General features: G+C 72.7%; 18 protein-coding genes. 12 read left to right on the top strand and 6 right to left on the bottom strand.

The genetic code is table 11. From position 1 onward, the window contains the following. Window positions 1–6 precede the first annotated feature (6 nt). From ACZ4W5_RS22405 to ACZ4W5_RS22380, 6 genes are all read left to right on the top strand, one after another. Entirely contained in the window at window positions 7–1017 is a 1011-nt protein-coding gene (locus ACZ4W5_RS22405; protein WP_360236043.1) for an MBL fold metallo-hydrolase, read from the top strand. A 209-nt stretch (window positions 1018–1226) separates the two neighbouring features. Beyond that, window positions 1227–3086, top strand: coding sequence for an ATP-binding protein (locus tag ACZ4W5_RS22400; RefSeq protein ID WP_360236046.1), 1860 nt, complete (start codon window positions 1227–1229; stop codon window positions 3084–3086). Continuing rightward, window positions 3083–3529 carry a roadblock/LC7 domain-containing protein gene (locus ACZ4W5_RS22395; protein ID WP_360236049.1) on the top strand — a complete coding sequence of 149 codons (447 nt, stop codon included), beginning with the start codon at window positions 3083–3085 and terminating at the stop codon, window positions 3527–3529. The genes ACZ4W5_RS22400 and ACZ4W5_RS22395 overlap by 4 nt, the downstream gene beginning before the upstream one ends. Continuing rightward, window positions 3526–3879 (top strand): DUF742 domain-containing protein, encoded by a 354-nt coding sequence (locus ACZ4W5_RS22390; protein ID WP_360236052.1) that lies wholly within the window; start codon window positions 3526–3528, stop codon window positions 3877–3879. Before ACZ4W5_RS22395 ends, ACZ4W5_RS22390 begins: the two co-directional genes overlap by 4 nt. A 190-nt stretch (window positions 3880–4069) precedes the next feature. Continuing rightward, window positions 4070–4630 carry a GTP-binding protein gene (locus ACZ4W5_RS22385; RefSeq protein WP_360236397.1) on the top strand — a complete coding sequence of 187 codons (561 nt, stop codon included), beginning with the start codon at window positions 4070–4072 and terminating at the stop codon, window positions 4628–4630. After that, window positions 4627–5820, top strand: coding sequence for a cytochrome P450 (locus ACZ4W5_RS22380; RefSeq protein ID WP_465656429.1), 1194 nt, complete (start codon window positions 4627–4629; stop codon window positions 5818–5820). The genes ACZ4W5_RS22385 and ACZ4W5_RS22380 overlap by 4 nt, the downstream gene beginning before the upstream one ends. A 62-nt stretch (window positions 5821–5882) precedes the next feature. On the opposite strand, the gene msrB is transcribed toward ACZ4W5_RS22380, so the two are convergent. The 4 genes from msrB to ACZ4W5_RS22360 form a co-directional block, all read right to left on the bottom strand. Continuing rightward, window positions 5883–6293, bottom strand: a complete 411-nt coding sequence (gene msrB / locus ACZ4W5_RS22375) for a peptide-methionine (R)-S-oxide reductase MsrB (RefSeq protein ID WP_360236058.1) — start codon at window positions 6291–6293, stop codon at window positions 5883–5885. A 22-nt stretch (window positions 6294–6315) separates the two neighbouring features. After that, a complete protein-coding gene (murC, locus tag ACZ4W5_RS22370) occupies window positions 6316–7704 on the bottom strand; it encodes a UDP-N-acetylmuramate--L-alanine ligase (RefSeq protein ID WP_360236400.1) in 1389 nt (462 codons plus the stop codon). A gap of 124 nt (window positions 7705–7828) precedes the next feature. Next, window positions 7829–8290 (bottom strand): indole-3-glycerol phosphate synthase, encoded by a 462-nt coding sequence (locus tag ACZ4W5_RS22365; RefSeq protein WP_360236061.1) that lies wholly within the window; start codon window positions 8288–8290, stop codon window positions 7829–7831. Between the two features lie 51 nt (window positions 8291–8341). Beyond that, window positions 8342–9133: a pyrimidine reductase family protein gene (locus ACZ4W5_RS22360; protein ID WP_360236064.1), complete on the bottom strand. Its 792-nt coding sequence runs from the start codon at window positions 9131–9133 to the stop codon at window positions 8342–8344. A gap of 175 nt (window positions 9134–9308) precedes the next feature. Between ACZ4W5_RS22360 and zapE the strand changes: the two genes are divergently transcribed. The 5 genes from zapE (at window position 9309) to ACZ4W5_RS22335 (ending at window position 14929) form a co-directional block, all read left to right on the top strand. After that, window positions 9309–10352 carry a cell division protein ZapE gene (gene zapE, locus ACZ4W5_RS22355; RefSeq protein WP_465656458.1) on the top strand — a complete coding sequence of 348 codons (1044 nt, stop codon included), beginning with the start codon at window positions 9309–9311 and terminating at the stop codon, window positions 10350–10352. Between the two features lie 2 nt (window positions 10353–10354). After that, complete coding sequence (locus ACZ4W5_RS22350) at window positions 10355–10810, top strand: hypothetical protein (protein ID WP_465656426.1); 456 nt, start codon at window positions 10355–10357, stop codon at window positions 10808–10810. Window positions 10811–10840: 30 nt separating this feature from the next. Further along, entirely contained in the window at window positions 10841–12931 is a 2091-nt protein-coding gene (gene uvrB / locus ACZ4W5_RS22345; RefSeq protein WP_465656424.1) for an excinuclease ABC subunit UvrB, read from the top strand. 247 nt (window positions 12932–13178) lie between these two features. Next, entirely contained in the window at window positions 13179–13757 is a 579-nt protein-coding gene (locus ACZ4W5_RS22340) for a TerD family protein (protein ID WP_360236073.1), read from the top strand. 191 nt (window positions 13758–13948) lie between these two features. Then, a complete protein-coding gene (locus ACZ4W5_RS22335) occupies window positions 13949–14929 on the top strand; it encodes a TerC family protein (RefSeq protein ID WP_360236076.1) in 981 nt (326 codons plus the stop codon). A 71-nt stretch (window positions 14930–15000) separates the two neighbouring features. Here the strand turns inward: ACZ4W5_RS22335 and ACZ4W5_RS22330 are convergent, their stop codons facing one another. Together ACZ4W5_RS22330 and ACZ4W5_RS22325 are read right to left on the bottom strand one after the other, a co-directional pair. After that, window positions 15001–15654 carry an MBL fold metallo-hydrolase gene (locus tag ACZ4W5_RS22330; RefSeq protein ID WP_465656422.1) on the bottom strand — a complete coding sequence of 218 codons (654 nt, stop codon included), beginning with the start codon at window positions 15652–15654 and terminating at the stop codon, window positions 15001–15003. Between the two features lie 57 nt (window positions 15655–15711). Further along, the gene (locus tag ACZ4W5_RS22325; protein ID WP_465656420.1) at window positions 15712–16446 is read right to left on the bottom strand and encodes a maleylpyruvate isomerase family mycothiol-dependent enzyme; all 735 of its coding nucleotides are present in this window, start codon (window positions 16444–16446) and stop codon (window positions 15712–15714) included. Between the two features lie 268 nt (window positions 16447–16714). Between ACZ4W5_RS22325 and uvrA the strand changes: the two genes are divergently transcribed. Beyond that, a complete protein-coding gene (gene uvrA / locus ACZ4W5_RS22320; protein ID WP_465656418.1) occupies window positions 16715–19726 on the top strand; it encodes an excinuclease ABC subunit UvrA in 3012 nt (1003 codons plus the stop codon). The last annotated feature ends 141 nt before the right edge of the window (window positions 19727–19867 follow it).

Raw genomic sequence — 19867 nt, 5'->3', positions numbered from 1 at the left:
GCGCGCATGACGATCAACCGTGCGAACGTGAGCGCGATTGCCGAGGACCTGTACGTGTGGCTCCCCCCGAAGCGGGGCTGGGGCCTGGCCAACTGCGGCCTGCTGGCCTCCGAGACCACCGCGCTCTGGATCGACACCCCGTACGACCCCTCACTGGCCGGGGAGTTCCTGGCCGCCAGTCGGCGCCTGCTGCCGACCGGGGTCGAGATCGACCGGGTGGTCGTCACCCACGCCAACGGCGACCACCTGTGGGGCGCCGGAGTGCTCCCCGACGCCGAGGTGATAGCCACCCGCGAGGCGCTGGAGCACATCCACTGGGAGCCCACCCCCCAGCAGCAGCACGCCCTGCTCACCAACAGCGACCCGGACTCCCCGCTCGGCGGCTACCTCCGCGAGCACTTCGGGGGCTTCGACTGGTCCACCACCGAGCCGGTGCACCCGGACACCGTCTTCACCGGCGAGCTGGAGCTCAAGGTGGGCCGCTACCCGGTGCGGATCACCAGCCTGCCCGCCGCCCACACCGGCGGCGACCTGATGGTCCACCTGCCGCACCAGCGCGTCGTGTTCACCGGCGACGTGATCTTCTCCTCGACCCCCGAGCAGCCCGGCGACCACCCCTCGCACTGGGCCGGCCCGCTGGAGAACGTCATCGGCGCCTGCGAACAGGCCCTGGACACCGGCGCGGAGATCTTCGTCCCCGGCCACGGCCCGGTGCTCGACCGCGAGGGCGTCCAGGAGCACATCGGCTACCTGGCGTACGTCCGCGAGCGCGCCCACACCCTGCACGCCGCCGGGATACCCGCGCTGGACGCCGCCCGGCGGGTGATCGCCGAGCAGCGCCACCCCGAACTCGGCCTGCCCGAACGGCTGGTGCTCACCGTCGCGGCCGAGTACCGGCACCTGGACGGCTCCGAGCTGCCCGGCATCCTGGACGCCATGGGCCAGGTCGCCCTGGTGGCCCGCGAACTGGCCGAGGACTCGGCCCGGATCCCGCGTCCGCGCTCCGCCGGGAACTGACCGCGGGGAACTGACCGCCGGGGCACCGGCCGCCGGGTACCGACCGCCGGGACACCGGCCGCAACCCCGGCCGGACCCCGCGCGCGCCCGGCACCCGCACTCCCGCACCCGCACCAGCGCACCCGCGCGCACCCCGCTCCCGAGCTCCGCCCGGAACCGCACCCCGGGCGCAGGCCCGGGCCGAGCAGCAAGGACACCCGAGGACCCCGATGACGCAGATCGCGCTGATCGCGCTGATCGTCCTGGCGCTGGCCGCCACCGCGGCCGCGGTCGTGCTCGCCCGCGGCCGGGCCGCGGCCGTCCGCCGGGCGGTGGCCGCCGAGGCCGCGCTCGGCCAGAGCGCGCAGCAGGCCCGCGCCGCCGAGGCCAAACTCGCCCGCGCGGAACGCCAGCGGGACGAGGCCCAGGAGGCCGTACGGAACGCCGCCGAGCAGACCAGGCGGGCCGAGGAGCACACCCGGGCCGCCGACCAGCGGGGCGCCGCCGCCAACGCCCGGGCCAAGGAGGCGAACGCCGGCATCGGGGAGGCGAACGCCCGCGCCGCGGCCGCCGAGGCCCGGCTGGCCGCCGCGGACCGCGCCGCCGCCGCGCTGCTGGCCGAGATCGGCCACCTCGCCCAGGAACGGGTCGTCGCCACGGCCGTCCGGCTGACCCACACCAACGCCCCGGCGGTCGGCCCGCTGGACCCGCAGGCCGTCGGCCCCGAGGGCGTCCGGGCGCTGCAGTCCGTGCTGGACGCCACCACCGCGGCCCTCGCCGACGAGCGCGAGCGGGTCGACGCCGCCGCCCGGGCCGCCATGCGCGGCGCCACCTCCCGGATCCAGACCCTGCTCTACCAGATCCAGAGCCTGGTCCAGCAGCTCCAGCACGACAACGACGACCCCCGGCTGCTGGAGGTCGACTTCCGCAACGAGGTCGCGCTGCGCCGGATCCAGACCGTCGCCGTGCTCTGCGAGGCCTGGCCGGGCCTGGCCCGGACCGACTCCCCGCTCGCCGAGGTGGTCGTCGGCGCGCTCTCCCGGGTGCCCGGCTACGCCCGGATCAAGGTCGCCAACCACCTGCGCGAGCAGCGGCTGGCCGTGGTCGCCCGGGCCGCCGAGCCGATCGCCATCGCCATCGCCGAACTGCTCGCCAACGCCACCGCCTACTCCCACCCGGAGACCGACGTCCCGGTCACCGTCCAGCAGGGCGGCCGCGGCGCGCTGGTGATCGTCGACGACAGCGGCATCGGCATGGACGAGGACCAGCTGCGCCGGGCCCGCCGACTGCTGGCCGGCCCGGCGGACGTGCTGCTCACCGAGCTGGGCAACCCGCCCAAGACCGGCTTCGCGGTGGTCGGCAAGCTGGCCCGCCAGTACGGCTTCACCTGCCACATCGAGCCCTCGCCGTACGGCGGTATGCGGACCCTCCTGCGCATCCCGGCCGCGCTGGTGACCACGGTGGACGACGAGCAGCCGCTGTCCGTGCTCACCCCGCTGCCGCTGCGGGCCGGCGGCGGCCCGGCGCCGGCGCCCACCGTCGCGGCCGTCCCGCCGATGCGCGACGCCGACGAGCAGGGCCCGCCGGTGCTCGCCGACCGCCACAACCAGCCCGGGCCGCACCCGGCGCCGGCCATCCACGTGGTGCCCGACCCGGAGGCGGGGGCCACCCCCGACGGGGACGGCAGCGGCCTGCCCAGTCGGCGCCGCCGCCGCCCGCGCGGCGGCGAGGAACGGGGGTCGGCGCCCGGGGCACCGGCCGCCGGGGGAGCGTCCGCCGGGGCACCCGCCGCCGGGGCCGCGGGCGGCCCGGGGGAGCAGCCCGCACCGTACGTCCGCACCCCCGAGCGGGCCGCCGCCCACTGGCAGGCCCTGCAGCGCGGCACCGACTCCGGCCGGGCCGCGGCGGCCCAGGCCGCCCCGGGCACCCCCGGCAGCACGGCGACCGGCGACACCCCCAGCACCGACGGGACCGGCAGCACCGGCGACACCCGCAGTACCGGCGAGACCCGCAGCACCGGCGACACCACCGCCGGCCGCGACACCGGTGACCACACCACCGGACCGACCTTAGAAGGAGCCGAGCAGTGAGCAGCTCGCCCAGCCCGACCGCCACCGAAGAGATCTCCTGGGTGCTGAACCCGCTGCTGGAGCTCCCGGGGGTGCTGCACGCGGTGGTCGCCACCGGTGACGGCCTCGTCGAGGCCGCCTCCGACAGCCTCGGCCGGGCCTCCGCCGAGCGGGTCGCCGCGATGACCGCCACCGTGCACGCCGCGGCCCGCGCCTTCACCACCGCCTTCACCGACGTCGAGCGGCCCCGACTGGCCCAGACCGTGGTGGAGTCCGACCTCGGCTACGCCATCGTGGTCCCCGCCGGGGAGAACACCTCGCTCGCCGTGTTCACCGCCCCGGACGCCCAACTCGGCAACGTGGCCTACCAGATGCAGCTCCAGGTCGCCGCCCTCGGCCGGGCCCTGGCCAGCCCGTCCCGGCAGCAGGAGGCCGGCGCGCAGGGCACCCCGACCGGGTCATGAGCGCCGTCCCCCGCAGGCGGATGGTGCCCGCCTACCTGGCCACCGGCGGCCGCAGCCGCCCCGGCACCGACGGCTTCGAGCGGCTGACCGTCCTGTTCGCGGACCGCGCCGAACCGCCCGCCGACCTCGACCCGGAGCACCGCCGGCTCTGGGAACTGCTGCGCCCCGGCGCGCTGACCGTGATGGAGGCCGCCGCGCACCTGCGCCTGCCGGTCAGCGCCACCGTCTTCCTCGCGGCCGACCTGGTCGAGGCGGGCTGCCTGCGCGCCCGCGCGCCGATCCCGCGCGCCCAGCAGACCGACCGCTCCATCGTCGAGAGGCTCCTCGTTGGACTCCGTGCGCTCCGGTGACCCCGGTTCCGGCCCCGGCAAGGTCCCCGGCCCCGGCCAGGTCCCCGGCCCCGGCCCCGGCCAGGTCCCCGGCCCCGGCCCCGGCCAGGTCCCCGGCCCCGGCCTCAGCCAGGTCCCCGGTTCCGACCACGGCCTCCCGGCCGGGCGGTCGAGCCGGGTGGGCTACCTGCCCGACCGGGACCAACTGCTGATGAAACTGGTGGTCGCCGGCCCGTTCGGGGTCGGCAAGACCACGCTCATCCGCACCCTCTCCGAGATCGCCACCCTGCACACCGAGGAGGCGATGACCGAGACCGGCCGGCCGGTGGACGACCTGGCGGGCCTGCCGGAGAAGACCACAACCACGGTCGCGGTGGACTTCGGCCGGCTCACCCTGCCCGGCAACACGGTGCTCTACCTGTTCGGCACCCCCGGCCAGCGCCGCTTCTTCCCGCTCTGGCAGGACATCGCCCGCGGCGCCCTGGGCGCGCTGGTGCTCGCCGACACCCGCCGGCTGGCCGACTCCTTCGAGATCATGGACATGGTCGAGGAGCAGGGCCTGCCGTACGCCGTCGCCGTCAACACCTTCCCGGACTCCCCGGAGCACCCGCCCGAGGTGCTGCGCGCCCACCTGGACCTGCACGCCGCGACCCCGCTGCTGCTGTGCGACGCGCGCGAGCGCGGCAGCAGCCTCGACGCGCTGATCGCCCTGGCCGAGCACGTCCTGGACACCCTGCCCGTCACCGTCACCGATCCCCAGGAACGCCCGTGACCGTCGAGACCCGACCGACCCCGATCTACGGCCCGGTCTTCGCCGCCGACCCCCAGCTGGCGTACGAGCGGCTGCGCCGCCACGGCGCCGTCGCCCCGGTCGAGATCGCCCCCGGTGTCGAGGCCCTGCTGGTCACCGGCTACCAGGCCGCGCTGGACCTGCTGCGCGACACCGACACCTTCTCCAAGGACTCCCGCGCCTGGCAGGCGACCCTCCCGCCGGACTCCCCGTTGCTGCCGGTGCTCGGCTACCGCCCCACCGCGCTGTTCAGCGACGGCGCGACGCACGCCCGCTACCGCGCGGTGATCACCGACGGCCTGGCCCTGCTCGAACCGCACCGGCTGCAGCGCCAGATCGCCGAGGTCGCCCACCGGCTGATCGACCGCTTCGCCGCGGTCGGCAGCGCCGACCTGATCGCCGAGTACGCCCGCCAGCTGCCCGCCTTCGTGCTGACCACCGGGTTCGGCGTGCCGGAGGAGGAGCACACCGAGGTGGTGGCCGCGATCACCGGGCTGATCGAGTCGGGCGCCCGGGCCGGCGCCGCGTACGGCAAGCTCGTCGCGGTGGTCACCGCGATGGTCGCCGAGCGCCGCGAGCGCCCCCGGCACGACCTGGCCTCCTGGTTCGTCACCCACCCGGTCGGACTGGACGACGACGAGGTGATCCGGCAGATCACCCTGACCATGATCGCCGGGCACGAGCCGACCACCAACCTGATCGGCAACGCCCTGCTGCGCCTGCTCACCGACGCCCGCTACGCCGGCTCGCTGTTCGGCGGCGCGATGACCGCCCACCAGGCGATCGACGAGGTGCTGTGGCACGAACCGCCGCTGGCCAACCTCTCGGCCCACTACCCGCGGTACGACATCACCTTCCACGGCCGCGAGATCGCGGCCGGCTCGCTGGTGCTGGTCTCGTACGCGGCCGCCAACTCCCAGGCGGCGCCGGCCACCGACGGCGGCGAGCTGCGCAGCGGCGAGAGCGCCCACCTGGCCTGGGCGGCCGGCCCGCACGCCTGCCCGGCCCGGGACCCGGCCCTGCTGATCGCGATCACCGCCATCGAGCAGCTCACCAGCCGGCTCAGTGACCTCGAACTGGCCACCCCGGCAGGGGAGTTGCTCTGGCGCCCGGGCCCGTTCCACCGCGCCCTGGTACACCTGCCGGTCCGCTTCGCGCCGGTCGCCGGCTAGCCGGGGTCGGACAGCACCGAGGGCCCGGCCGCCGCAGCGGTCCGGGCCCTCGGGGGCGGCGGTCAGCCCTCCTCGGCCGGCCGCAGCGTCAGCGAGACGCTGTTGATGCAGTAGCGCTGGTCCGTCGGCGTGCCGTAGCCCTCGCCCTCGAAGACGTGCCCCAGGTGCCCGCCGCAGCGGGCGCAGCGCACCTCGACCCGGCGCATGCCGAGCGAGGTGTCCTCGATGTACTCGACCCGGTCCCCGGCCAGCGGCGCGTAGTACGAGGGCCAGCCGCAGTGGCTGTCGAACTTGGTCTCGGAGCTGAACAGCTCCGCCCCGCAGGCCCGGCAGGCGTACACGCCGACCGTCTTGGTGTCGGTGTACTCGCCGACGAAGGGCCGCTCGGTGCCCGCCTCGCGGAGCACGTGGTACTCCTCGGGGCTGAGCTGGGCGCGCCACTCGGCCTCGGTCTTCTCGATCTCGTAGCTCATCACGACTCCCGCTCGGCGTACGTCAGACGTTGGAAGCAACGTTCGCGAGGTGCCGGAGAATTTCGGGCCCCAGGTTGGTGACGTCGCCGGCGCCCATGGTGAGCAGCAGGTCGCCCGGGCGGGCCAGGCCGGCCAGCAGGGCGGGGGCGGCGGCGAAGTCGTGCTCGGGGGTGACGTCGGCGCCGGCCCGGCGGGCGGCGTCGAGGATCAGCTCGCTGGTGACCCCGGGGATCGGGTCCTCGCGGGCCGGGTAGATGTCCAGCACCACCGAGGCGTCGGCCAGCGCCAGGGCCTGGCCCATCTCCTCGGCGAGCTGCTGGGTGCGGCTGAACAGGTGCGGCTGGAAGACCACCAGGACGCGGCCCCCGCCCTCCAGGCCCTCCCGGATCGCCTCCAGGTCGGCGGTCATCTCGGTGGGGTGGTGGGCGTAGGAGTCGATCACCTGGACGCCGGCCGCCTCGCCCTTGAGCTGGAGCCGGCGGCGCACGCCGGTGTAGGCGCCGAGCGCCTTGGCCAGGTCGGCGGCCGGGACGCCCAGGGCGACGCCGGCGGCCAGCGCGGCCACCGCGTTGTGGGCGTAGTGCCGGCCGGGCACCGACACGGTGAAGGTCAGCTCCTCGCCGTCCAGCAGGACGGTGACCTCGCTGGTCATGCCGTGGGCGACCACCGAGAGGACGCGCAGGTCGGCGTCCTCGGCGGCGCCGACGGTGACCACGTTGAGGCCCTCGCGGGCGGCCACCCGGGAGGTCAGTTCGCGGGCGCCGTCGTGGTCGGCGGAGACGACCAGGGTGCCGCCGGGGGTGATCCGGCCGACGAAGGTCTCGAAGGACTCGTAGATCTCGTCGATCGAGGCGTAGTTGGCGTGGTGGTCCAGCTCCACGTTGAGCACGATCGCCACCTCGGGCGCGTACTTGTGGAAGCTGCGGTCGCTCTCGTCGGCCTCGGCGACGAAGATCTCGCCGGTGCCGTGCTGGGCGTTGGAGCCGGGCGCGTCCAGGTCGCCGCCGATCGCGTAGGACGGCTCCAGGCCCAGCTCGCCGAGGGCGACGGCGAGCATGCTGGTGGTGGTGGTCTTGCCGTGGGTGCCGGCCACCGCCAGCGCCCGGCGGCCGCCCATCAGCGCGGCCAGCGCGTCGGAGCGGTGCACCACCGGGATGCCGCGCTCGCGGGCGGTGACCAGCTCGGGGTTGTCGGCGCGGATCGCGCTGGAGACCACGATGCTGCTGGCGCCGTCCGGCACGTGCTCGGCGGCGTGGCCGACGTGCACGGTGGCGCCCAGGGCGCGCAGCGCGAGGACGGTCTCGGACTCCTTGGAGTCACTGCCGGAGACGCTGGCACCGCGCACCGCGAGGATCTTCGCCAGGCCGGACATCCCGGCGCCGCCGATGCCGATGAAGTGCGGGGCGTGCAGGTCGTGCGCGGCGTCGTTCAAGGCGTGGCTCCGTACGGGCGGGATCTGGTGGGCAGGCGGACGGGATGCGAATCGTCCTCGCGGGCGGACCGCAAGGACGATTCTGCACCACCGGCGGGCGGAGTCAGGAGTCGCTGGCGAAGAGCCTGAGCACCGGCACCCCCACCTTGTGGCGGGCCTGGGAGGCCCAGTCGCGGTGGAAGAGCTCCTCGACGAAGTGCGGCGAGGTGAGCACCACCACCTCGTCCGCCCGGTGTTCCCCGACCGCCGCGCGCAGCCGGTCCAGCGGCTTCTCCTCGACCAGTTCGCCGATCGCCTCCGCCCCGGCCGCGCGCAGGTGGCGCAGGCTGTGCTCCAGCGATTCGCCGGCCACCGTGGGGGCGTTCTCGGACTCGTCGTGCTCGTGCACCACCTTGTCGAGGTGGCCGAGGGCGACGTCGTCGAGCGCCCGCAGCAGTTCGTCCTGCTTGCCGCGCGGCTGCATCAGGACGACGAAGGACACCTTCTCGTCGCTGTGGAGCGTGGTGACGAGCTCCACGTCCGCGTCCGAGAGCGCCTTTTCGATCATCAGTACCGTCTTGAACACGTGAGTCCCTTCCAGTGGCCGGCCCCCGGGCCCCGGCATCGCATAACGGGATCACGATCGGGGGGTCACGGGGTCATCCGAACCCAGGTGACGCAGGTAGCGAGTGAAGAGGAATCCTTTCTGCTCGATCAATGAGACCAGCCGCATCCGCTGCACGTCCGGCATTTCCGCATCGCGGACGATGCGCGGCGCGTCGCCGCCGGTGACCAGCGGGGCCAGCGACAGGCACAGCTCGTCCAGCAGGCCCGCCGCCGCCAGCTGCCCCAGCAACCGCGGGCCGCCCTCGGTCAGCAGCCGGGTCCAGCCCCGCTCCACCAGGGCCGCCACGCCCGCCCGCAGGTCCACCGAGCCGCGCCCGGCGAGCACCAGGTCGGCCACCTCGGCGACCGCCCGGCGGCGCTCCTGCGGGGCGTCCTCGACGGTGATCACCACCGTCCTGACCAGCGGTTCCGTGAACAGCGGCGCGGCCAGGTCGAGGTCCAGCGAGCGGCTCACGATCGCGATCGCCGGGGCCGGGGACTGCCCCGCCGCGGCCCGCGCGGCCGCGAACTCCGCCCGGGCCCGGGCCGGCCGGTAGCCCTCCGCCCGGACCGTCTCGGCGCCCACCAGCACCACGTCGGACAGGGCCCGCAGCACGCCGAAGATCCGCTTGTCGGCGTCCCCGGACAGGCCCTCGGACAGGCCGTCGAGCCGCGCACCGCCGTCCAGCCCCGCCACCATGTTGGCCCGCAGCCACGGGCGCCCCCGATTCACCTGGTCGGGGTACGCGTAGACGGCGGCGAGCGATTCCAGGTCGGACGGATCGGCGACCCGAGCGCCCAGCGGGCTGATCAACTGTTGCATGTCCCCAGTCTTCCACCGCGGGGCCGGCCGGGGCCGGGTGCTGCGGGGAGCGGCCGGGAGCGGCCGGCGCGGGCCGGCCGGAACGGGCCGGGAGCGGGTTCGGAGGGCGCGGGCACCAGGCGTACCCTCTACTAACGTGCCCGCAGCCTCCCACCCCGCCCCCGCGACCGAGTCGATAGCCGCCGAGAGCCCGGCCGGCGCCCCGATCGCACTCACCGAACGCCGCCCCGTCGTGCCCGCCGAGCGGCTGGTCGCCGAGATGGTCCCGCCGCCCCGGTTCGCCGCGGTGAGCTTCGGGACGTACCTCCCGGACCCGAGCCAGCCCAGCCAGTACGAGGCCGTCCAGGTCCTGGAGCAGTTCGCGGGCACCCTCGGGGGAGGAAACGGTTCCGCGCCCAAGCGCAGCTGGTTCCGCCGCTCCGCCCCCGCGCCCACCGGCCCGGCCGGGGTCTACCTCGACGGTGGCTACGGCGTCGGCAAGACCCACCTGCTCGCCTCGCTCTGGCACGCCGCCCCCGGCCCCAAGGCCTTCGGCACCTTCGTCGAGCTGACCCACCTGGTCGGCGCGCTCGGCTTCCAGCAGGCCGTCCGGACCCTCTCCGGGCACACCCTGCTCTGCATCGACGAGTTCGAACTGGACGACCCGGGCGACACCGTGCTGGTCTCCACCCTGCTCGGCCGGCTGGTCGAGAACGGCGTCAAGCTGTGCGCCACCTCGAACACCCTGCCGGAGAAGCTCGGCGAGGGCCGCTTCGCCGCCGCCGACTTCCTGCGCGAGATCCAGGGCCTGTCCGCCCACTTCCGCCCGATGCGGATCGACGGCCAGGACTACCGCCACCGCGGCCTGCCCGACGCCCCGCCGCCGTACCCCGACGACACCGTCGAGGCCGTCGCCGCCCGCACCCCCGGCGCCTCGCTGGACGACTTCGACGCCCTGCTCGCCCACCTCTCCGCCGTCCACCCCAGCCGCTACGGCGCGCTGCTGGACGACGTCAGCGCGGTCTGCCTGCGGGGCGTGCGCCAGGTCGACGACCAGTCCACCGCGCTGCGCCTGGTCGTCCTCGCCGACCGGATGTACGACCGCGAGCTGCCCATCACCGCCTCCGGCCTGCCCTTCGACCAGGTCTTCCCGGAGGACATGCTGCGCGGCGGCTACCGCAAGAAGTACCTGCGCGCCATCTCCCGCCTGGTCGCCCTGGCCCGCGACAGCGCCAAGTAGCGGTGAACCTCTTCACGGGCGGCGGCCACGAACTGGACCTGCGCAACGGCGCCACCGAGGTGCTGGTCGAGGTCCTGATGCTCGCGGTCACCGCTCTGGCCCGGGAGGACTGGCACCACGCCTTCGCCGCCGAGCTCGTCCGCCAGGACCAGAACCTGATGGGCCGCGGCATGGTCGGCCTCGACCTGGACGAGCTGTACTGGGGCGCCGACCCCGACCGCAACCGGGCCTTCGCGCTCGCCGTCGTCGATCTGGCGCTCACCCGCCATCGCTGGGACGAACTGGGCTACGACCCCCCGTACGCCGAGGGCTACCTGCGCGCCTTCCGCCGAATGCTCGAACACACCCGCCCCCGCCCGGCGCCTCCCACCGAGTTCATGGCCGCCACCTGCCGCCGCCACCGCGTCCTGACCCCCCTGCCCTGGTATCCGGCCTGCGTCTTCTGCGGACGGGACTGATTTGTCACTGGTGGGTCGTACGGTGGAGGCGTGCGTCCCATCACGAGTATTGAGCGGTCCGTGGCGCCCTTCGAGGTCGTCAGCCCCTACCAACCCAACGGTGACCAGCCGGCGGCGATCGCCGAACTGGAACGGCGGATCAGGGCGGGGGAGAAGGACGTCGTGCTGCTCGGTGCCACCGGTACCGGCAAGTCGGCCACCACGGCCTGGATGATCGAGAAGCTGCAGCGCCCCACCCTGGTGATGGCGCCGAACAAGACGCTGGCCGCGCAGCTGGCGAACGAGTTCCGCGAGCTGCTGCCGAACAACGCGGTCGAGTACTTCGTCTCGTACTACGACTACTACCAGCCGGAGGCGTACGTCCCGCAGACGGACACCTACATCGAGAAGGACTCCTCGATCAACGAGGAGGTCGAGCGGCTGCGCCACTCGGCCACCAACTCGCTGCTCACCCGCCGTGACGTGATCGTGGTCGCTTCCGTCTCCTGCATCTACGGCCTCGGCACCCCGCAGGAGTACGTGGACCGGATGGTCCCGCTCAAGGTCGGCCAGGAGATCGACCGCGACGTTCTGCTGCGCCGCTTCGTCGACATCCAGTACGCCCGCAACGACGTGGCCTTCACCCGCGGCACCTTCCGGGTCCGCGGCGACACCATCGAGATCTTCCCGGTCTACGAGGAGCTCGCCGTCCGGATCGAGATGTTCGGCGACGAGATCGAGTCGCTCTACACCCTGCACCCGCTCACCGGCGAGATCATCAGCCAGGACGAGCAGATCTACGTCTTCCCCGCCTCGCACTACGTGGCCGGCCCCGAGCGCATGGAGCGGGCGATCACCGGCATCGAGCAGGAGCTGGAGCAGACGCTCGGGAGGCTGGAGAAGCAGGGCAAGCTGCTGGAGGCCCAGCGGCTGCGCATGCGCACCACCTACGACATCGAGATGCTGCGCCAGATCGGCACCTGCTCGGGCGTCGAGAACTACTCGATGCACTTCGACGGCCGCGAGCCCGGCTCCCCGCCGAACACCCTGCTGGACTACTTCCCGGAGGACTTCCTCCTGGTCATCGACGAGTCGCACGTCACCGTCCCGCAGATCGGCGCGATGTACGAGGGCGACGCCTCGCGCAAGCGCACGCTGGTCGAGCACGGGTTCCGGCTGCCCTCGGCGATGGACAACCGCCCGCTCAAGTGGGAGGAGTTCCTGGGGCGGATCGGGCAGACGGTGTACCTGTCGGCGACGCCCGGCGCGTACGAGCTGTCGCGCGGCGACGGCCAGGTCGAGCAGATCATCCGCCCGACCGGGCTGATCGACCCCGAGGTGATCGTCAAGCCGACCGAGGGCCAGATCGACGACCTGGTGCACGAGGTCCGCAAGCGGGTCGAGCGGGACGAGCGCGTCCTGGTCACCACGCTGACCAAGAAGATGGCCGAGGACCTCACCGACTACATGCTGGGCCTGGACATCCGGGTCCGGTACCTGCACAGCGACGTGGACACCCTGCGCCGGGTGGAGCTGCTGCGCGAGCTGCGGGCGGGCAAGTACGACGTGCTGGTCGGCATCAACCTGCTGCGGGAGGGCCTGGACCTGCCCGAGGTGTCGCTGGTGGCGATCCTGGACGCGGACAAGGAGGGCTTCCTGCGCTCCGGCACCTCGCTCATCCAGACGATCGGCCGCGCGGCCCGCAACGTCTCCGGCCAGGTGCACATGTACGCGGACCGGATCACCCCGTCGATGGAGAAGGCGATCGACGAGACCAACCGGCGCCGGGCCGTGCAGCAGTCCTACAACAAGGAGCACGGGATCGACCCGCAGCCGCTGCGGAAGAAGATCGGCGACATCCTGGACACCCTCGCCCGGGAGGACGTGGACACCGACGAGCTGCTCTCCAGCGGCTACCGGGGCCAGGGCAAGGGCAAGGCCCCGGTGCCGGCGCTGGGCGCGGGGCGCAAGCCGGCCAAGTCGCTGCCGGCCGCCGAGCTGGCGGAGCTGATCCAGGAGATGACGGACCGGATGCACACGGCCGCCGCGGACCTCCAGTTCGAGGTCGCGGCGCGGCTGCGCGACGAGGTCAAGGAGTTGAAGAAGGAGCTGCGGCAGATGCGCGAGGCGGGCGTGGCCTGAGGCCCGCCGTACGGGGCTTGGCCGGTTCGGCACCGGTCAAGCCCCGCGGTGTCTCATCCTTGCCACAAACCGGGTAACCCGGAGGAGTCGCGGGTGCCGCAGGCCCTAGGCTGGCCTGCGGCATCGCGCCCTCGGGACGGGGTCGCGGGCCGGAAGCAGAGGGGGCCTCAGCCGGGGGACGGCGACGGGGTGTTCCACCGGGGAGCCGTGCGGCAGCGACCGCGCGGCCGGCAGAGAGGACAACGTCGTGTCGGTGAACCTTGCCAAGGGGCAGCGGGTCAGCCTCCAGAAGGGGGCGGGCGCGGCCCTGACCGTGGTGCGGATGGGGCTGGGCTGGCAGGCCGCGCCCAAGCGGGGCCTGTTCGGCAGCCGGACCAGGAAGATCGACCTGGACGCCTCCGCCCTGCTGTACGCCGAGCGGACCCCGTCCGACGTGGTGTTCTTCCAGCACCTGGAGTCCACCGACGGCTCGGTGCGGCACACCGGGGACAACCTGGAGGGCGGCTCCGGGGACGAGGACGACGAGGCGATCCTGGTCGACCTGCTGCACGTGCCGCCGCACATCACCCAGGTGGTGTTCACGGTCAGCTCGTACACCGGGCAGACCTTCGCCGAGGTGAGCCAGGCGCACTGCCGACTGGTGGACGAGGCGACCGGGGTGGAGCTGGCCCGGTACGAGTTGGCGGGTGGCGGGCCGCACACCGGGCAGATCATGGCGAAGGTGGTCCGGGACGGCAACGGCGGCTGGGAGATGCAGGCGATCGGCGCCCCGGCGAAGGGGCGGACCTTCCAGGACCTGCTGCCGGCGATCGAGCCGTTCCTCTGACGGTTCTTTACCTTCTTTACCTTTCCTTGCCTCTCCTGTTACTCTCGATGGCAGCGGAGGGGAGTATTCCTCGACAGCCGACCCCGTCATCACGGATGCCCGTCGTGGCACCCCGGGGCGCTGGCCCGAAGGGCGGAAGAGACCTCCGGCAGTGACGATGACTGTCTCGCCTACCTGCCGGAGGAGCAGTAGTGGACGTTTCCATCACCATGTGGGTCACCACGATCGGTGTGCTGATCGCACTGATCGTGGCGGACTTCTTCATCGGGGGGCGCAAGCCGCACGAGGTCTCGATCAAGGAGGCCGGGATCTGGACGGCCGTCTGGGTCGTGCTGGCGCTGCTCTTCGGCGGTTTCCTCTGGTGGCACTCCGGCGCGCAGCCGGCCGGTGAGTTCTTCGCGGGGTACATCACCGAGAAGTCGCTCAGTGTCGACAACCTCTTCGTGTTCATCCTGATCATGGGCAAGTTCGCGGTGCCCCGGATCTACCAGCAGCGTGTGCTGATGTTCGGTGTGATCATCGCGCTGGTGCTGCGGGCGGTGTTCATCGCCGGTGGTGCGGCGCTGGTGACGCAGTTCTCCTGGGTGTTCTTCATCTTCGGCGCCTTCCTGATCTGGACGGCCTGGAAGCTGATCAAGGAGGCCAGGGCCGACGAGGAAGAGGAGGAGTTCGAGGAGAACCGGCTGCTCAAGTCGATCACCCGGCGCTTCCCGGCCACCGACGACTACCGCGGCACCAAGCTGTTCGTCCGGGAGCACGGCCGCCGGCTGATCACCCCGATGCTGATCGTGATGCTGGCGATCGGTACGACGGACGTGCTGTTCGCCCTGGACTCGATCCCGGCCATCTTCGGCCTCACCCAGGACCCGTACGTGGTCTTCACCGCCAACGCCTTCGCCCTGATGGGGCTGCGCCAGCTGTACTTCCTGATCGGTGGCCTGCTCAAGAAGCTGGTCCACCTGAGCTACGGCCTGTCGGTGATCCTCGGCTTCATCGGCGTGAAGCTGGTCCTGCACGCCGCCCACGAGGCCGGTGCGAACGTCCCGGAGATCGGCATCCCGTTCTCCCTGGGCTTCATCGTGGTGGTGCTGGCAGTCACCACGGTGACCAGCCTGATGGCCTCCAAGAAGCAGGAGCAGGCCGAGCGCGAGCCCGAGAAGCTGGACGCCTGACCCGTCGAACGACGCGAAGGGGCCCCGCGACGCGCACTGCGTCGCGGGGCCCCGCCGCGTCCGGGGGAGGGCTACCAGCCGCGCTCGCGCCACTCGTCGAGGTGTGGGCGCTCGGTGCCGAGGGTGGTGTCGTTGCCGTGGCCGGGGTAGACCCAGGCCTCGTCCGGCAGGGCGTCGAAGATCTTCTCGTTGACGTCCCGGAAGAGGGTCTTGAAGGCCTCCGGGTCGCCCCAGGTGTTGCCGACGCCGCCCGGGAAGAGGCAGTCGCCGGTGAAGACGTGCGGGTGGCCCTGGGGGTCGTCGTAGATGAGCACGATCGCGCCGGGGGTGTGCCCGACCAGGTGCCGGACGGTGAGCCCGACCTCGCCGACCCGCAGGGTGTCGCCGTCCGCGAGCCGCAGCTCGGTCGGCACGTCGATGCCCTCGGCGTCGTGCTCCCCGGCGGCGGTGCGGGCCCCGGTGGTGGCGACCACCTCGGCCAGCGCGCCCCAGTGGTCGTGGTGCCGGTGGGTGGTGACCACGGTCGCCAGGTCGTCGCCGACCGTCTCCAGCAGCACCGGCGCGTCGGCGGCCGCGTCGATCAGCAGCTGCTCGTCGGTGGCCCGGCAGCGCAGCAGGTACGCGTTGTTGTCGTACGGGCCCACGGCCACCTTGGTGATGATCAGGTGGGCCAGTTCGCGCACGTCCGGCGGCCCGCCGACCTTGACCGCTCCGTGGTACGTCATCCGTCCGCTCCTCGTCAGGGTCCGACTGAAACAGGGTTCGGGATCATCCTCGCGCCCTCAGCCCAGCGGGGGAAGCTGGGGGAGGGCGGTGTCGGGGGTGCGGGCCAGGTCGGTGCCGGCGGAGCGGCCGGAGAGCCAGGCGAGCAGGGCGCGGACGGGGCCGCGGACGGTGAGGGCGGCCGCTCCGGTGCCGATCAGGCCCTTGTCCCCGGTGTCCTCGGCGACCAGCTCGACGGCGGGCAGGTCGGCCCCGGCCAGCTTGGTGGCGAGCTTGCGGAACTCGGTGACGGCGAAGAGCTCCGGCCACTCGGCGGGGCCGTAGCCGCCGTCCAGGTCGACCAGGTGGTACTCCAGCTCGCCGAGGCGCTTCCAGACCAGGTCGCAGGCCGGGAAGACCGCGCCCGAGCGGTGGCGCACCTCGGCGGCCCAGTCCTCGGAGGCCATCAGCGCGGCGGCCGCGAGGAAGCGCTGGTGGGACTCGCGCAGGTCGGCGAGCTGGGCCTCCAGCGGGCGGCCGGCGCCCTCCTGGATGCCGTCCTCGCGGGCGTGCTCGCTGGCGTACTGCGGGATGTCGGTGCCGGTGCGGGCGCCGGTCAGCAGGTTGACCAGGGAGTCGGCGTTGCGGGAGACGTGGGCGAGCACATGGCCGCGGGTCCAGCCGGGGAGCGCGGAGGGCTCGGCGAGGGCCTCGGGCGCCAGCCCGGCGACGGTCTCCAGCAGTGCCCGGGTGCCGTCCTCCACCAGGGCCAGGTGCTCGGCGGCGATCGCGGCTGCGGACTGCGGGTCGGTCATCGGATCTGCCTTCTGTACGGGGCGGTGCGTTGCCCGGAGGGGGCCTCGCTCGTTGACCAGCCGACGCTACCGCCCGGTCCCCGGCCCTGAGCAGGGGTTTTTCGGTCCGGATACGGACGGCCCGGCGGGCGCTCTCACTCGTTCGGGTGGACTCCGCTGGACGAAGTCGAGATTCGAACGTCTGAGCTATAGGCTGGCTGCCGCATCCTGGAAGAAGAACACCCCACACACCGCAAGCCCTCTCGTCCGGAGAAAGGCGCCAGAAGCAGTGGCCGACCGCCTCATCGTCCGCGGTGCTCGCGAGCACAACCTCAAGAACGTCTCGCTCGACCTGCCCCGCGACTCCCTCATCGTCTTCACGGGCCTCTCCGGCTCCGGCAAGTCCTCGCTCGCCTTCGACACGATCTTCGCCGAGGGCCAGCGCCGCTACGTCGAGTCGCTGTCCTCGTACGCCCGGCAGTTCCTCGGGCAGATGGACAAGCCCGACGTCGACTTCATCGAAGGCCTCTCCCCGGCCGTCTCGATCGACCAGAAGTCGACCAACCGCAACCCCCGCTCGACCGTCGGCACCATCACCGAGGTCTACGACTACCTGCGCCTGCTGTTCGCCCGGATCGGCAAGCCGCACTGCCCGCACTGCGGCCGCCCGATCGCCAAGCAGTCGCCGCAGGCGATCGTCGACAAGGTGCTGGAGCTCACCGAGGGCACCCGGTTCCAGGTGCTCAGCCCGGTGGTGCGCGAGCGCAAGGGCGAGTTCGTCGACCTCTTCGCCGACCTCCAGTCCAAGGGCTACTCGCGCGCCCGGGTCGACGGCGAGACGATCCAGCTCGCCGAGCCGCCGAAGCTCAAGAAACAGGAGAAGCACACCGTCGAGGTGGTCGTCGACCGCCTGACCGTCAAGGAGAGCGCCAAGCGGCGGCTCACCGACTCGGTGGAGACGGCCCTGCGGCTGTCCGGCGGCATGGTCGTGCTCGACTTCGTCGACCTCCCCGAGGGCGACCCGGAGCGCGAGCGGATGTACTCCGAGCACCTCTACTGCCCGTACGACGACGTGTCGTTCGAGGAGCTGGAGCCGCGCTCGTTCTCCTTCAACTCGCCGTTCGGCGCCTGCCCGGACTGCTCGGGCCTGGGCAACCGGATGGAGGTGGACCCGGAGCTGGTCGTGCCGGACGTCGAGCGCTCGCTCGACGAGGGCGCGATCCACCCGTGGTCGGCCGGGCACGCCAAGGAGTACTTCCAGCGCCTGATCGACGCGCTCGGCGAGGAACTCGGCTTCCGCACCGACATCCCCTGGGCCGGGCTGCCCGCCCGCGCCAAGAAGGCGCTGATGTACGGGCACAAGCACCAGGTGCAGGTCCGCTACCGCAACCGCTTCGGCCGCGAGCGCTCGTACAGCACCGGCTTCGAGGGCGCCGTCCCGTTCATCCAGCGCCGGCACACCGAGGCGGAGAGCGACAGCAGCCGCGAGCGCTTCGAGGGCTACATGCGCGAGGTGCCCTGCCCGACCTGCCAGGGCACCCGGCTCAAGCCGGTGGTGCTCGCGGTCACCGTCGAGGACAGGTCGATCGCCGACGTCTCCTCGATGTCGATCAGCGACTGCGCCGAGTTCCTGGGCGCGATGAAGCTCAACGACCGGGACAAGCAGATCGCCGAGCGGGTCCTCAAGGAGGTCAACGAGCGGCTGCGCTTCCTGGTCGACGTCGGCCTGGACTACCTCTCGCTGGACCGCGCGGCCGGCACCCTGTCCGGCGGCGAGGCCCAGCGCATCCGGCTGGCCACGCAGATCGGCTCCGGCCTGGTCGGCGTGCTGTACGTGCTGGACGAGCCGTCCATCGGCCTGCACCAGCGGGACAACCACCGGCTGATCGAGACGCTGGTGCGGCTGCGCGACATCGGCAACACCCTGATCGTGGTCGAGCACGACGAGGACACCATCAAGACCGCGGACTGGGTGGTGGACATCGGCCCGGGCGCCGGTGAGCACGGCGGCAAGGTCGTGCACTCCGGCGCGTTGAAGGGGCTGTTGGCCAACAAGGAGTCGCTGACCGGGCAGTACCTCTCCGGCAGGCGCTCCATCCCGATCCCGGCCGCCCGCCGCGACCGGGACAGGAAGCGCCAGCTGACGGTGCACGGCGCCCGCGAGCACAACCTCAAGGACGTCACGGTCGGCTTCCCGCTCGGCACCTTCACGGCGATCACCGGCGTCTCCGGCTCCGGCAAGTCGACGCTGGTCAACGACATCCTCTACACCCACCTCGCCCGGGAGCTGAACGGCGCCCGCAGCGTGCCCGGCCGGCACACCCGGATCACCGGCACCGACCTGGTGGACAAGGTGGTGCACGTCGACCAGTCGCCGATCGGCCGCACCCCGCGCTCCAACCCGGCCACCTACACCGGGGTGTTCGACCACGTCCGCCGGCTCTTCGCGGAGACCCAGGAGGCCAAGGTCCGGGGCTACCTGCCCGGCCGGTTCTCCTTCAACGTCAAGGGCGGCCGCTGCGAGAACTGCACCGGTGACGGCACCATCAAGATCGAGATGAACTTCCTGCCGGACGTCTACGTCCCGTGCGAGGTGTGCCACGGCGCCCGGTACAACCGGGAGACGCTGGAGGTCCACTACAAGGGCAAGTCCATCGCCGAGGTGCTGGACATGCCGATCGAGGAGGGGCTGGCCTTCTTCGAGGCCGTCCCGGCGATCGCCCGCCACCTGCGGACGCTCAACGACGTCGGCCTCGGCTACGTCCGGCTCGGCCAGTCCGCGCCGACGCTCTCGGGCGGCGAGGCGCAGCGCGTCAAGCTCGCCTCCGAGCTGCAGAAGCGCTCCACCGGGCGGACGGTCTACGTGCTGGACGAGCCCACCACCGGCCTGCACTTCGAGGACATCAGCAAGCTGATCAAGGTGCTCAGCGGGCTGGTCGACAAGGGCAACACGGTGATCGTGATCGAGCACAACCTCGACGTGATCAAGACCGCCGACTGGGTCGTCGACATGGGCCCCGAGGGCGGCTCCGGCGGCGGCACGGTGGTCGCCGAGGGCACCCCGGAGCAGATCGCGGCCGTCCCGGAGAGCCACACCGGCAAGTTCCTGCGGGACATCCTGCCGGGCGACTTCGCCGACGCCCCGGTCGCGGCTCCCGCCAGGAAGGCACCCGCCAAGAAGGCCGCCACCGCGCCCGCCGCGAAGACGACGGACGCGAAGACGACGGCCGCCAAGGCGCCCGCCAGGACGGCGGCCGCCAAGAAGGCCCCGGCCAAGCGGGCCGCCGCGGCGAAGAAGTAGGCCCGAGCCGCCCCGCCGCTCCCGGACCTGACGACGGCTCCCGGCACGCCACCAACAGGGGGGGGGGGGGGGGAGGAGAAGCCCCGGGCCCCCCCCACCACAGCAACCCCCCAGAACAGCCCAACCCCCCAACGCCCCCCA

The organism is Kitasatospora sp. NPDC029367 (assembly GCF_055569135.1).
The sequence above is the reverse complement of the archived record's forward strand: the minus strand, read 5'-3'. Positions and strand labels throughout refer to the sequence as shown.

Coding starts and splice junctions, on each gene's coding strand:
- ACZ4W5_RS22325 (WP_465656420.1), bottom strand. CDS start 16,446: ATGACCGACCCGCAGTCCGCAGCCGCGATCGCCGCCGAGCACCTGGCC.
- ACZ4W5_RS22405 (WP_360236043.1), top strand. CDS start 7: ATGACGATCAACCGTGCGAACGTGAGCGCGATTGCCGAGGACCTGTAC.
- ACZ4W5_RS22390 (WP_360236052.1), top strand. CDS start 3,526: ATGAGCGCCGTCCCCCGCAGGCGGATGGTGCCCGCCTACCTGGCCACC.
- msrB (WP_360236058.1), bottom strand. CDS start 6,293: ATGAGCTACGAGATCGAGAAGACCGAGGCCGAGTGGCGCGCCCAGCTC.
- ACZ4W5_RS22385 (WP_360236397.1), top strand. CDS start 4,070: ATGAAACTGGTGGTCGCCGGCCCGTTCGGGGTCGGCAAGACCACGCTC.
- ACZ4W5_RS22400 (WP_360236046.1), top strand. CDS start 1,227: ATGACGCAGATCGCGCTGATCGCGCTGATCGTCCTGGCGCTGGCCGCC.
- ACZ4W5_RS22360 (WP_360236064.1), bottom strand. CDS start 9,133: ATGCAACAGTTGATCAGCCCGCTGGGCGCTCGGGTCGCCGATCCGTCC.
- ACZ4W5_RS22330 (WP_465656422.1), bottom strand. CDS start 15,654: ATGACGTACCACGGAGCGGTCAAGGTCGGCGGGCCGCCGGACGTGCGC.